We start from the raw sequence: 14,652 nt of genomic DNA, 5'->3' as shown, positions 1-14,652 counted from the left end.
CGATGCTTTGATCCCTCCGTGCCCCTCACCTCGCCTCAAACCATCACAACATTCGACGTTTTTTGCCAAAATCGGGAAAAGCGTCGAATGTTGTGATGGTTTTTCTGCCACTCGACTGGGTGGAATCGCTTTCTTGCGCGCGAAGGTGTGCGGACCCGTGGGCAGGGGAATAAGGTTGGTTATCCGACTCCATTGGAGGGCTCATGGACCTGCCGATCGTCCTGTCCCATAAGACTGCCTGGCTGTACCACAACGTGGCGCGCCCGTCCGAGCCGCTCTCGCGAGCAAGCAGCCTATACAATGAGGACTCGCTTGCTAACGAGGCGGAGCCGACTGCGGACCTGCCCAAATTGGGGCTAGATGCCAAGGGGCTGAGGGCTTCAACGGCGGTTGGGATCGTTACCGACTATCTGGTTTCGCTCGGTATTCCACGAGAAGAGCTCGATCATATCGACACGCTCGTCAACTTCGATTTTGAGCGCTCGACGCCGGCTGGATTTAGGTGCCACGTGTTTGGGGCGCCAGTACCTCCGGGCCATCTTATCGAGGTGGCAGAGGGCCTTCTGGTGGTTGATGAGGTCATGTGTTTTGTCCAAGCGGGTTCGTGGATGAGCGAGCCCGAGCAGCTGGAATATGGCTACGAAATCTGCGCTCGATACCATTTGAATCATTTGTCGACAGGCGATTATATCGAGATGGGGCAGAGGTATACCGTTGCCGACTTGATTGCCTATTGCAATGAGAACCGATCTCGTCAGGGGGCTATACGCGCGGCCGCCGTGCTCAGGCGCGTGCACGATGGCGCGCGGTCGCCCATGGAGACGGCCACCGCAATCATGGTCGTAGCAAAACGTTCCCAGGGAGGGCTGGGATACGCCAAGATCGAGCTCAACCATCGGGTCGATGTTCCCAACGAGTTCAAGTATCTCGCTAAGGCTGGGTATTTCGAGATCGACGTATATGCGCCTGCGAACGGTACGGGGATTGAATACAACGGCTCGGACCATCTTGATAAACAGCGCAGCGCGTCGGATGCGGAGCGTATGACCGTGCTGAGCGCGCTGGGCTTTAGGATGATCGTCCTCACCGGGACTCAGTTTGCCCACCAGCTGCAATTGCACCGGGCGATGAACGCCATCGCGCTTGCTATGGGTCTTAAGTGCGACCGAAGCGAGGTGTTCCAGAAGCGGCAAAACGACCTGCGAGAATTTGTGATTCGACACTGGGACGGCGGCCTTTAGGGGCGCTTTGGTCCTTCTGCGGGGTGCCGTGGGCAGGCAGACCATCACAACATTCGACGTTTTTTGCTAAAAACGGGAAAAGCATCGAATGTTGTGATGGTTTGTATGCTGAGGATGGGCTTGGGAAGCCGGTCTTGCTCGAAGCGACCTGTCCTGTCGTACGGGTGTCGGCGTGATTCTCTCGTGGGGTATTATGTTTTCCGAAGAATAAAACGCCGCGTGAGGGGAGGGCTGCGTGGACGGGCGCGTGCAACATGACGGCTTTGGCCGCGACATCAACTACCTGCGCATTGCCGTTACCGACAAGTGCAATTTCCGCTGCATTTACTGCATGCCGGCCGATGGCGTGGCGCCCCGTGCGCACGACGAACTGCTCAGCGCCGAGGAGATCGCCCGCTTTGTGCGCTTGGTGGCGGGGGAGGGCATTCGCCGCATACGCCTGACGGGTGGCGAACCGCTGGTCAGCCGCCGCATCATTCCGCTCATTCGCGACATCCGCGCAATTCCGCAGATCGAGGACATCTCGCTCACCACCAATGGCGCCTTGCTGCCCAAGCTGGCGCCGCAGCTCAAAGACGCGGGGCTTAACCGCGTCAACATTTCGCTCGACACACTCGACCCTACGCTGTTTGGAAAGATCACGCGCCTGGGTCGGCTCGAGCAGACCATGGCTGGCATCGACGCGGCGCTGGCTTGGGGCTTTGAACCCGTTAAGGTCAACTGCGTTGTGGTGCGTCGGCTCAACCAGGATGTGTCGGCCCTTGCACGGCTGACCGTTGACCGCCCCATCCACCTGCGCTTTATCGAATACATGCCCATTGGCGACGAACACACGAGCTCACATTGCGCTGTGGACCCGCATGCGCCCGCGCTCAATCCCGAGCTGTGGGATGCGAGTGACACCGTTCCGAGCGATGAGCTGCGGGCGCGCATCAATGCCGGGGCCACCGCGGCGGGCCTGGGCGAGCTCGAGCCGCTCGACATCAATGACGCTCCTGCCGGCGCGGGCCCTGCGCGCTATTGGCACTTTCCGGGCGCGGCGGGAACGGTCGGTTTCATTAGCGCCATGTCCAACCATTTTTGTGCGAATTGTAACCGTCTGCGCCTGACGGCCGATGGCAACGTGCGTCCGTGCCTGTTCAGTGATGCCGAGTATTCGGTGCGTGAGGTGCTGCGCCGTGGTGATGATATGCAGGTACTATCGATTTGGCGCGATGCCGTGGCCCACAAACCGCAGGAACACGCGATAATTGAGGGCACGCAACGATTTATGTCCCAAATCGGAGGATGATCATATGGCCAAGAGCAGGTACGCCGATGCCACCAAGGCCGCTCGCCGGGCCGCGATGTCTGCCCACAAAGCCACGACTGCGGCGAATGCTGGCGATGCCGTTGCAGACGCACAGCCGACTGCCAGCGCTGCCGCCGAGCCCGCCCGCGACGCCCGTCGTGACGAGCTGACGCACGTGGACGCCAAGGGCGAGGTGCGCATGGTCGACGTGTCTGACAAGGCCGAGACCCATCGCATCGCCATCGCCGAGGGCACCATCCTCATGCACCCCGAGACGCAAGCCATGGTGCTGCAGGACCGCGCCAAAAAGGGCGACGTGCTTGCCTGCGCGCGCGTGGCGGGCATCATGGCCATCAAACGCACGAGCGACATCATCCCCATGTGCCATCCGTTGCTCATTACCAAGAGCAAGTGCGACATTGCGCCCATCGCTCCGGCGGGGACGCCGGCCGAGGACGTGCCCGAGGGCTGGGCGCCGGCGCGCGCGGACGGGCAGGTTGGCTTTCACGTGCTGGTTACGGCGGGCGTGACGGGCAAGACGGGTATCGAGATGGAGGCGCTGACCGGCGCGAGCGCTGCGTGCCTAACGATCTACGACATGTGCAAGGCCGTCGATCGCGGCATGGAGATCGTCGACGTGCGCCTGCTGCACAAGGAGGGCGGCCGCTCGGGCGTGTGGGATCGCGCCGAGCGTCAGGCCGCTGCTGTTGAGGCTGCTGCCGCAGACGGCAACGCACCCGCGAGCGCACCCGTCGCCGTCGCGCCCGCAGCTCCGACACCGGCCGTCCCCGCGATCGCGTTTATCGGCTACCAAAACTCGGGCAAGACCACGCTCGTCGAGAAGGTTATCGCCGAGCTCACCCGCCGCGGTCTGCGCGTGGGTTCGCTCAAGCATCACGGGCATCACGGTTTTGATATCGACGTGCCCGCTAAGGACACCTGGCGCCATCACCAAGCCGGATCCAAACACGTGGGCCTCATCTGCGCCACGCGCTGGGCGGAGTACGCCGACACGCGCGAGGAGGACGAGATGCCCGCGCGCGAGCTGCTGTCGCGCTACAACGATGTCGACGTGGTGATTATCGAGGGCTACAAGACCGAGGGCTTCGACAACATCGTCGTCGCGCGATCGGGTGTCGACCGTTTGCGCGGCAAGAGCTCGCTCGACCTGGTCGACGGTCACACGTTGGCCCTTGCCTGCAACGAAGCCCTGGCGCGTCAGGCCTTCGACGCCGGCTTTGCGACCCGAGCCATCAACATCAACGACGCCCGAGCCATCTGCGATCTTATCAAAGATTATCTGGCCTAAAACCTGCCAAATAGGGACAGGTGTATTTTGGCAGGTTTTATCTGGGCAAATGCCATTTCCACCACAAAGGGGCCAGGCTCCTTTGCGGTGGTTTTTGCTTTAGTAGATGTGTGGGATATGTCTTACAATCTACCAAGTAGTTCATGACGGGCGAAAAACGGAGAGAAGGGTCCTGATGCGTCCTTAATGTTTCATGCGGATAGATTGATTTGACAGACGGTGGCGAATGCCCTCCGTCCGCATTCGTATGAAACAAGGAGTCTCCATGCTCGCCTCTCTTTTCTCAAAGCCTCAACCATCGCTGTCCGTGCAGGCCAAGCGCCTGGTGGCGATGCGCTTTCTCATCTACACCGGTTTTCAGACCAGCTACTTCATCGGCGTCATCGGAACGCTCACCTATGCAGACGATGCCTCGGTCGTGGCGACATCGCTGGCCGTCCTGTTTATGAACGTATTCGTGATCTTGGGATCCTTTGCGGGTGGCGCGGCGCTTGACGCCTGGGGCCCGCGCCGTCATTTCTTGCTGAGCATCGTGGGCACGTTGGCAACCGGCGCGGCGATCCTCGTTTTTGGCAGCGCGACCGGCATCGTCCTGCTCGGCGCGGTGCTCCTGGGCTTTGTGATGGGATTCGCCCAGCCCATCGCCACATCCTATCCAGCCTACCTCACCGACGATCCTGCCGAGCTCAAAGACATCAACTCCGCCATCGCCATGTTTTCAAACGTGAGTATCATCGTTGGCCCCACGCTGGGCGGCTTTGTCGCGGCTGCTGCGTCGTCGCGCGCGGTGTTCGTGCTCATGATGATTTTTACCGTACTGGCGTTCATTGCCGGCTGGGGCTTTAGGCAAAGTGCAGGCCAAGCCGCCACACACGAAAGCAAACCCGCAATCGGCGACATCACATCGGATAAGGCCAGCCAAAGCCCCGACCCCAACACATCTTCCCGCGCCACCTTCGCAGCCAGCATCAAGACAGTCTTCACCAACAGCGTCCTCGCGCTACTTTTCTGCATTATTTTCCTTTCGAACTTTGGCTACGGTGCCTTCGATCCGCTGGAGTCGTTCTTCTACCGCGATATTCTGCACGTCGGTGTCGAATGGATGGGCTGGCTCTCGTCGGCCAGCGGTGTGGGCGCGGTGCTGGGCGCCGTGGCCGCGCTCCGCTTGCCGCCGCACTTGGTCAACCTTAAGACGCTGCTTGTGGCGCTTATGTCCGTGGGTCTGGGAAGTTTGCTCTATGTGGGGACACCGTACGTGGGTGTAGCCCTCGTCGGCCAAATTGCACTGGGCATAGCTTGGGGCATCGTCAACCCGCTCCACAACACGATCGTGCAAACGACGGCCCCGCTCGAGCAGCTCGGTCGCGTGAACTCGGTCATGGGCTTTGGCAATATGTTCGCCGGCGTGGCCCCGCTGGCTATTGCCCCGTGGCTGGCGGCGACGTTTGGCGTGCAGCAGACGCTCGTTGGTGCGGGCATGGTCGTGACGGCGGTTCCCGCGGCGTTGCTGCTGTTTGGACGCCGGCATTTTGATCGTGCCGCAAGGCAGTAAAACCATCACAACATTCAGCGAAAATCGCGATTTTGCCGAAAAACGTCGAATGTTGTGATGGTTTGCGCTCCGGGCAGGCCGCCCTTCGGGTTCGGCCACCACAAGGGGGGGCAGGCACCTTTGTGGCGATTGGGTCCCAACGGCCTGCGCCTTGGTATACCATGTACGCCGTTCACGAATACACCCCACACCGCCGCACAACCCAGAAAGGCCCCCATGGACATCACCTTCAGCCACATCAAAGCCGTGTTCTGCGATATCGACGGCACGCTGCTCACGAGCCAGCACACGGTGTCCCCGCGTACCGTGGCGGCGATCCGCGCCCTGCGCGAGCGCGGCGTGCTCTTTGGCCTGTGCACCGGGCGCGACGCCCACGCGACCGAGGCCATGTACGAGCTCTGGGGCATCGAAGGCCTGGTGGACGTGCTTGTTGGCTGCGGTGGCGCCGAGGTCATCGACCGCGCGCACGACATCAACGAGCTGAGCTATCCACTGCCGGGCGAGACCATCGCGCGCATCTGCAAGCACATGGCGGACCTTCCGGCAACGCCCGTCTGTCCCCGAGACGGCGTGTTCTACGTGCCCGAGAGCAACGCGTGCGTCGAGCATCTGTCGCGCGTCGACGGCGTGCCCTACCAGGTGGTCGATTTTGCTGAGTTTTTGCGCGAGCCGCAGCCCAAGGTGATGTTTACCATGGCGCCCGAGGTAATGCCGCGGGTGATTGAGCGGGCGTCGACGTTTGCCGATAACACTGTTAAGGCGGCGGCTCTGCAAACCACGCAGCGGCTCTACGAGTTCATGGATCCGCGCGTGTCCAAGACGCGCGGCCTTGTGCGCGTGGCGGAGCTCAACGACATGGAGCTCGAGAACATTTGCGTGTTTGGCGATGCCGATAACGACACCTGCATGGTGGCCGACGCCGGCGTGGGCGTGGCCATGGCAAACGGCAGCGACGCCACCCGCGCCGCAGCTGATTTTGTAACCGCGAGCAACGACAAAGACGGCATCGCGATCTTTATCGAGGAGCATCTGCTGTAGCGCCGGGGGAGAACCGCCACAATGGGGATAGGCGTCTTCGCGGTGGCCTCAGGCGATTTGGGCGAGTTGATACTGAAAATCTGCGCGAAAATTCAAATTTAGTTGTCTGAACATCACACTTCTAACCACCGATGGGTCAAAGATATTCTCATCAGTTTGATAGGATATTCCTTCCGGTTAATGACCTACCGCTCACGGTCGATTTTCGACCGTGAGCGGGATGTTTGCTCTTGAGCAAAATGTTGTGCAAATTAATTTAATGCCATTAAAAAAATGATGGGCAACTAAATTACCAGCAGAAACAAAAAATAGATAGCGAATAAACAAAGGTAAATCCGAGCAAATGTCAAGAGAATTGAGAATTCGCTACAAAACTATCGGTATTTTTGCTTAGATGTTCAAACAATCGTTACAATATGAACTATAAGCGTGCGCAATTACAGATTGCGCAGATACGTTTGATAGTGAAAGAGCAAGATCGCGGTCTCTTGGGGAGGAGACATCGATGAAAGCGAATTCAGACAAATCTAAGCAGAGTAAAAAAGCGACGCGTCGTGTACTGGCAGGCGTTTTGTGCGGAGCCTCCGTTTTGAGCCTGATGCTGTCGCTCGTCATGCCTCCGATCTCGCAGGCCATTGCCAACGACGTCCAGACAGTTTCTACCGAGGAAACTGTGATGGGGGGGGGTTCCTCAAGTGAGTCCGCTGCTGTAGATAACACCAGCGAGGATGCCGAAAACCAGAATAGCGACGAGACCGATGCCGGCGAGGCTGGCTCTTCAAATAGTGCTGAGCAGGCTCAGAGTGCGAATGCGGCTTCAGCGAGAGCGACGGCCACCGTGGGGCCGGGTATTTACGTTCCCACGTCTATCGGTATCGGCACGAATATCGGTTCCTCCACCCCCGATCCCGGCGTTGCCACATTCGTTGGAAGGGACATGTACGTAGGAGGCAAGCCTGCGGACCCCTCCTACCTCACACGCGACAACGTTGCAGGTTCATATGCCGTCGAGGCCGAGGGCCTTACCGTCGTGCAGGGTAAGCTTGCGCTCAATCCCCTCAAGGAGAGCTGGCCTTACACGGATGGTAATAACAATACGTCTGGCGCGGGATTTCGCTTCGGTACCGTTGGCTTTGGTGCGCAGTTTCGTCCTTCTGCGGGCAGCGTCGTTCTTGCGGTCGCGGGCTTGAGTAACGCGACCTCTATCAAAGAAATCCAGGTTGGTACAAGCGAGCCCGCATCGGCTTCCGTTGGCGCGTGGAACAAGGGTGCCTGGGTTGGTAGGCAAAAGAGCTCACATAACGCTGAAGCCATTGGCTACGACTATACCGCGGCAATCGCGGGAAACCGTACAACCTGGATGAACAACGCCGATCGCCAGTCTGTCGTGAAGATGCAGGGCGACTGGTCTGACGATGGCCTGTTCACGGGCAACGATGATGGCGCGAGCATCATGTCGAGCATCAACGGTAAGAATTACACCAATTTCCTGGATTCCGAAGTAAAGGCGAAGATCTCCACGCCCCTCGCAAAGCTTAAACCCACCGGGAGTTGTACGGTCGATGTTGCCGAGGAGAATTCCAACTACACCATTGCAAAGTACAACAAAGACAGTAGGGCGACGTACGGCCTCAAGTTCGACAACTCCATTAAGAAGTTTAACCGCAAGACGAGTTACACCGATGTAACCGGCAACAGCGTTTCCGGCGAGGTGACCCTTGTCAACAACGAGAAGCTCATCACGTTTACCGGCGATGCGGACGATAGCGGCAAGGGTTCTTCGCTTCAAGTCTTTAACCTGAAGGCGTCGGATCTTACCAACTCCTATAAAAGCACGATCTACCGTGGCGTGGACTTCAGCTTCAATAAAATACCCGTGGGCGCCTCCGTGGTCGTCAACATCATCGATGAAGAGGGGACCCCGGTTGAGTTCAACACCGGCTGGCGCTTCTGGTGGAATGGTGAGGAAATCTCCCGTGGGTACGAGAGCGGTAGCAACGACAAGACTAAGTCTGAGTACTCCATTGCCGCCCAGAGCATCCTGTGGAATTTCGCAACGGCCAAGCAGGTCACCATCCGAGGTGGTATGGCCCTTGAGGGCATTGGTGGTGACGGGAAGTGGACAGACGACGACCCGGCAGCCGCCATGTTGGGCAGTATCGTTGTTCCCAACGGCAGCTTCGAGGATCACGTGACCACCAACGGGCGTGTTTATGTTGGCGATGACTTCCAGATGTACAACCCCACGGTCGCGTGGAATTTCGGGGATATCGAGGGTGCCTCGGCTTCCGTCATCGATATGGATCAGGAGCGCCACAACTTCCCATGGTCCGGTACTTACACGCCCGACGGGTCTGCGGTTGCGTGGGGCAAGGTTGACGCTGCAGACGACACCACACCGCTCGCAGGTTCTGAGTGGGCGATTTACGCGAGCAAAATTGATGCGGAGAACGGTTGGGACCGCATCGTCTCTATTGTGGATAACGGCACGAATGACTCCGATTCTACCGTTGGCACCATTCAGTACGACTACCTGAACCAAAAGGCCACCATTGGCGACACGAGCGACACGAACTACTTCACGTACTACATTCGCGAGGTCAAGGCGCCGGAGGGCTACCAGAAGTCAGACACCATCTACTACGCCACTATGAACAATACTGGCGAGAAGCCGAACTATGTTCAGGGTTATGTGGATGAGAACGGGAACAACGTTTCGTTCGAGAATAACCCCAAAGGTGCCATTCCCAACACCAAGATTATTACCGGTACGGTGTCTTGGACTAAGGTTGAGGAAGGAGACAAGGGATACACTCCTTTGGCTGGTTCCGAGTGGAAGCTTGCGAAACTGGGTGCCGATGGTACGACCGAGGCGCAGTCTTGGACCGTGAGCGATCAGTCGGCTTCGAGCGAAACCACTTGGGCCGATACCGACGACACGAATGGCAAGTTCACATTGGCCGGTCTGCTGCCGGGCACGTACACGCTCACGGAGACCCAGGCTCCGTTTGGCTACGAACTGAACAAGAACACCTACAAGTTCACGGTGGACAGCACAAACGGCTCCATTACGTGGAAAGAGAACGAGCAGTCGAGCATCGTTAGTGGCACTACGTACATCTCCGACAAGTGCAGCGCTACGTCCGTGAAGATCCCGGTGACCAAATCCGTTCGCAATACGGACTGGCCGAAGGACGACGAAGGCAGCTATGTGCCGTTCGAGTTCAGCATTGTGGCTACGGGTGACTATGCAGCCAAAGCCCCCATGCCCGAAGCGCCCAAGATTTCTGTTGCCCCAAAGGCAGGGGAGACCGATGCCGCCAAGCTCAACAACATCACGGCGACCTTTGGCGCCATGACGTTCAACAAGTCGCACCTGTCCACTGAAGCAGGCACCAATAAAGATTACGCCAAGACCTACACCTACACGGTGAAGGAGGTCGCGCCTACCACCGGTGTCATCGATAAGCTCCGCTACTCCAAGGCCGAGTACCAGGTTGCCGTCACGGTGAAGGCCGTCATGAATGAGACCACTGGCAAGTACACCGGTCTTACCACCTCTACCACCGTTACGCAGATGAAGGACGACATGGGCAACACCCTTGGCAAGAACGGGCAGGGCGTCGCGGTTCAAACCTCCGCCGGTGCGGACCCAACCATCATTCCCGTCTCCACCTTTACCAACACCTACTCCACCTCTTTGCCCCTTTCTGGTATGTCGGGCGTCACTCTGACGTACCTTGCCGGCGCGGCGGTGCTTTGCGCTGCTGCGGCCTGGATGCACATTCGTCGCAAGGCGAATGCGAAGGGAGGTAAGCGTCGTGAATAAGAAAGTTTACTCCTTCCCGATCTTGTTTGCGCTGCTTGCCCTCCTGATCGGCACCTGCGCGGTTGTGTTCCCCGCTTCCGCGCAGGCCGCGCCGACCTCGACCGGTTCCATCACGGTGAGCGGCACCGTGGCGAGCAGCTACGACGCCTATCAGATCTTTAGCGCCAACGTCGTCGACGGCGACAGCGACGCCAAGACCGCCACCGATCTCGCCTGGGCAAGCGACGCCGTGCGCGACGCCGCGCTGCCTGTGCTGCACGGCGCCGGCATGCCCAAATCCCAGACCACCGCGCAGGAAGCTGCCGAGTGGCTCAACACCGATTCCCATCTTACGAGCGCACTGAGCGCACAGCTCGCTCGTTCCCTCCAGAACTCTGGCGCCGTGTTCGTGGCCCTTAACGCGGGCACGACGGCCGAGCTACCCTGCGGCTACTGGCTCATCGTCGCCGACGAGGGCGCCATCGCCCAGGGCGAGGCCGGCACCGCGCCGATCATGGCCCTGGTGGGCGGCGGCGCCGTCACCGTCAAGCCCAAGGCCGCGACCCCCAAGGTCGCCAAGCATGTGCTGGAGAACGGCACCGCCGCCTGGCAGAAGGCCGCCGACGCCACGGTCGCCGACGACCTGTACTGGCGCCTCTCGGCCACGGTCCCGGCCGGGCTCACCGCCTACGACACCTATACGGTGCGGTTCGTCGACACCATGAGCGCGGGGCTCGACCCCTCCAAGGTGGCCGCGAGCATGCGCGTGTACGTGGCGGCGGGCGCGGACGGCGGCTTCGACGCCGTCTCGGCCGGCAAGGACGGCCGCGCCGGCACCGAGCCCGCGAAGGGCTGGACCGACATCACGGCCCAGTGCGCCACCAAGGTAGCGGCCGACGGCAAGACCTTCACCGTGCGCACCGGCGACCTCATCGCCGTGCTCGGCGGGGCCGACGCCTTCACCGCGGGCGCCCGCGTGGTCGCCGTGTACAACGCGCCGCTCAACAGCGCGTGCAACCACGGCATCGCGAAGGGCAACCCCAACGAGGTCTACCTGCGCTACCCGCACTCTCCCTTTGCCGACCAGTCCGGCGACGCCGGCTTCACCCGCACGCCGAGCGACGACGCGTGCGCCTACACCTGGGATCTCGCGCTCACCAAGCGCGGCAGCGACGGCGACAAGCCGCTTGCCGGGGCGGTCCTGAGCATCGCCGACGACCGCGACCGCACGCTAGCGGCCGACGGCACGTGGGATGCAGAGGGCAAGGCCACCGTCACCACGGGCGAGGACGGCCGCGTTACCGTCTCGGGCGTGGACTCGGGCAAGCTGGAGGTCCGCGAGCTCAAGGCACCCAAGGGCTACACCGCCTTTGAGGGCATGCGTTCCGTGACGGTCAAGGCCGAGGGCCTGGACGTCGACCAGGTGGCCGCCGCCAAGCCCAAGCTCACCATCACGGCCGAGTCGCCCCTGCGCGCCGACAGCGCGGACGGGTCGACGGGCAGCCTGGAGGCGTCGCTCATCAACACGCCCACCGGCACACCCCCTAGCATTACCACCGGAGGCTTTATGCCCTCGACTGGCGATATGGCAATGTACGCCGCGGCCGCCGCAGCGGTCGCCGGAGCCGCGCTCATCGTGGTCGCGCTCCTGGTCAAGCGGGGAGGTGGCAGCCATAAAGAGTAGCTGGCAGCCCCACAGAGAGCGGGGCGAGACATAGCGAAGCAGATGTTAAGACACAGACAGACAGATTTAGATCAAATGGAATTCAAGCAGAAAGCAGAGGAAAAGAAGATGAGCATGAGCAAGAACATCGCACGCCTGGCAGTAACCGCCGGCCTAACGGCAGCGCTGAGCTTCGGCGGCGTCATGGCCCCGGTGACCATGGCGTTTGCTGATGATCCGGTGACGGCTCCGGCAAATGGCATCATCATCGAGCAGAGCGAGAACAACAAGGGCACCGCTAAGACGCGTTTCGTTCCGTACCAAATCTTCAAGGCAAAAGTTCACGACGGCGAAAATGGTAAAGTCACATCTGATGTTGATTGGGCTGATACCATAACGCAAACCACCAAGGACCAGATTATTGCTGATATCCGTAGCGATGCTAGTAATGGTAAGAAGCTTTCCGGAACTCCTTCTGCTCAGGACGTTGCTGATTGGTTGGGCACCTATGTGTCCGAAAGCGGCAGGGAACTCGTTGTTAAGAACGGAGACTTGCTTAATAAAATAGCCGCCATTGTAAAGAAAAATGAGCAGCCGTCAGGTACGGCGTTCAATGCTGGTGATTCTTTTACGCCTGAGAGCGCTGGCTACTATCTCTTCCTGACAGATGATAACTCCATCGGTACGAATAAAGACTATTCCAACAAGAAACAGACGGGCACCTCGCCGATTTTCGCCGTCGTAGGTGGTACTGGAGTAACCGTGACCGAGAAGACTGGCATTCCCACGGTTACGAAGAAGGTCAAGAATGACAAGCTCCGCAGCGACTGGGCTGACAAGGGCGACTCCCAGATGGATCAGCCCGTGTACTACCAGCTGACCGGTACTGTGGCTGCGAACATCGATACGTTCAACACCTACTACTATGAGTTCCACGACGAGCTCTCCGCTGGTCTGACCGCGGATGAGAATTCTATTACCGTTAAGATTGATGACGAAACCGTAACGGCGGTCAACAACTACACCGCGAGTGTCACGAATACTACGGACGAGTCCGGGGCTGTAACTGGGCAGGTGCTGACTGTTTCCTTTACGGATCTTAAGGCTGCTGCTCGGTCCGTGGGCAAGACGCTTACCAAGGATTCCCATGTCGTCGTCACCTACACCGCCAAGCTTGACCACGAGAAGGCGAGGAATGTCGTGGTTGGCGGCGAGGGTAATCCCAACAGCGTCAAGCTCATCTACTTCAACAATCCCATGAGCAACGGCAAGGGCGAGTCCGTGCCCGATACCGTCCGTGACTACACTTACGCGCTCAAGCTCGTTAAGGAGGACTCTGCTAACGAGGCCACCAAGCTCGAGGGCGTAAAGTTCACCATCCAGGCCACGGGTGCCGACGAGGGCGCTGGCACTCAGTATGTCCAGGAGAACGGTTCCCTCGGCAAAGATCCCTGGAATTTCACGACCGATGGAAACGGCGAGATTAATATCAAGGGCCTTGATGCTGGTACCTACACGGTCAAGGAGACCGACACCCTTGGAGGCTACAACACGCTGGGCGCCTTCACCTTCACCATTAAAGCCGATGGCCTTAATCAAGACGAGGGAAATAATACCCTGACGGTTACTGCGTCCAAGGAAGGCCCCGAACTTGTCGTTGCTCCGACCTTTGATCATGGCACCGTCACCCTCACCGTCAAGAACAAGAAGGGCACCGGCCTTCCCCTCACCGGCCTTAACGGCGTGACCTTCACTTGGATCGCTGGTGGTGCGGTGCTGTGCATCGGTGTGGCGCACCTCATCCGCAGCCGTAAGCAGGCTGAGGAGTCCGAGCAGGAGTAACGCTCACTCACCCATCCCTTTGGCAGGTGGGATGTGATGGCCATGAGACTTGCGGACACTTTTCTCGTCCATCCACGTTCTTGCTTTGCCATTCTTTTTTCGGGGCAGACTCCGCACTGGAGTCTGCCCCGTTTTTTGGATAACGCAGCTAGCCTCCATCGTCCGATGGAGGCTAGCGTATGAATATCGAACAGATGTTTGCAATTATTGCGTTTACCAGCTGCGGGTGCATACGCTCGCAGTAAAATGGCTTCGCGACGCATCCCGTGCGCGGGCGGCCGACGACTCGATCGGAGGTCACCATATGCTGAAATTCCTTAACGCGCTCGCCGCCCTCGCGGCGGTGGGCTCGTTCGTCATCGCGTTTCTTGACTCGTATGAGGTTCGGTTTAAGGTCCGTAGGCGCACGCGCGGTGCGGACGGTAGAAGGCATTTGCGCCGCAACAAGCGCAAATAAGAATGCCCGGGGTTAGAGGCCCGGGCATTTAACAACACCGGAAACTGGTCGCCCGCGCTCCAAAGTACTTACGCGGGGTGCGTCGTTTCCTGTAGTTATTGTATCCCGAATCGCCCCGCCGATTCGGGACATTTTGAAAACGCAAACACGTCGGGCAAACCCGGACAATGCGGCCAGGCTCCTCTGGACGGGGAACCGTGTGTGTAACTATCGAACAAATGTTTGTCAAAATCGCGTTTACCAGCTGTAGGTGCATACACTCGCAGTAAAATGGCTTCGCGACGCATCCCGTGCGCGGGCGGCCGACGACTCGATCGGAGGTCCCCAAATGCTGAAATTCCTTAACGCGCTCGCCGCCCTCGCGGCGGTGGGCACGTTCGTCATCGCGTTTCTTGACTCGTATGAGGTTCGGTTTAAGGTCCGTAGGCGCACGCGCGGTGCGGACGGTAGA

Annotated in this window: 9 protein-coding genes; all 9 read left to right on the top strand. The window is 59.4% G+C overall.

The window, feature by feature from the left end:
* Positions 1-203 precede the first annotated feature (203 nt).
* Positions 204-1,241, top strand: a complete 1,038-nt coding sequence (locus ABG996_RS05425; protein WP_347478115.1) for a hypothetical protein — start codon at positions 204-206, stop codon at positions 1,239-1,241.
* 235 nt (positions 1,242-1,476) lie between these two features.
* Positions 1,477-2,532, top strand: a complete 1,056-nt coding sequence (moaA, locus tag ABG996_RS05420; protein WP_347478116.1) for a GTP 3',8-cyclase MoaA — start codon at positions 1,477-1,479, stop codon at positions 2,530-2,532.
* A 4-nt stretch (positions 2,533-2,536) separates the two neighbouring features.
* Positions 2,537-3,841 (top strand): molybdopterin-guanine dinucleotide biosynthesis protein B, encoded by a 1,305-nt coding sequence (mobB, locus tag ABG996_RS05415; protein WP_347478117.1) that lies wholly within the window; start codon positions 2,537-2,539, stop codon positions 3,839-3,841.
* Between the two features lie 265 nt (positions 3,842-4,106).
* Positions 4,107-5,393 (top strand): MFS transporter, encoded by a 1,287-nt coding sequence (locus tag ABG996_RS05410; RefSeq protein ID WP_347478118.1) that lies wholly within the window; start codon positions 4,107-4,109, stop codon positions 5,391-5,393.
* Positions 5,394-5,609: 216 nt separating this feature from the next.
* A complete protein-coding gene (locus tag ABG996_RS05405) occupies positions 5,610-6,431 on the top strand; it encodes an HAD family hydrolase (RefSeq protein ID WP_347478119.1) in 822 nt (273 codons plus the stop codon).
* Positions 6,432-6,936: 505 nt separating this feature from the next.
* Positions 6,937-10,260 carry a SpaA isopeptide-forming pilin-related protein gene (locus ABG996_RS05400; RefSeq protein WP_347478120.1) on the top strand — a complete coding sequence of 1,108 codons (3,324 nt, stop codon included), beginning with the start codon at positions 6,937-6,939 and terminating at the stop codon, positions 10,258-10,260.
* Positions 10,253-11,923: a SpaA isopeptide-forming pilin-related protein gene (locus ABG996_RS05395; protein ID WP_347478121.1), complete on the top strand. Its 1,671-nt coding sequence runs from the start codon at positions 10,253-10,255 to the stop codon at positions 11,921-11,923. The genes ABG996_RS05400 and ABG996_RS05395 overlap by 8 nt, the downstream gene beginning before the upstream one ends.
* A 114-nt stretch (positions 11,924-12,037) precedes the next feature.
* Positions 12,038-13,744: an isopeptide-forming domain-containing fimbrial protein gene (locus ABG996_RS05390; RefSeq protein ID WP_347478122.1), complete on the top strand. Its 1,707-nt coding sequence runs from the start codon at positions 12,038-12,040 to the stop codon at positions 13,742-13,744.
* A 304-nt stretch (positions 13,745-14,048) separates the two neighbouring features.
* Complete coding sequence (locus ABG996_RS05385) at positions 14,049-14,201, top strand: hypothetical protein (RefSeq protein ID WP_199409394.1); 153 nt, start codon at positions 14,049-14,051, stop codon at positions 14,199-14,201.
* Positions 14,202-14,652 lie beyond the last annotated feature (451 nt).

This window comes from Collinsella aerofaciens (assembly GCF_039836695.1).
GTDB lineage: Bacteria > Actinomycetota > Coriobacteriia > Coriobacteriales > Coriobacteriaceae > Collinsella > Collinsella aerofaciens_BD.
The sequence above is the reverse complement of the archived record's forward strand: the minus strand, read 5'-3'. Positions and strand labels throughout refer to the sequence as shown.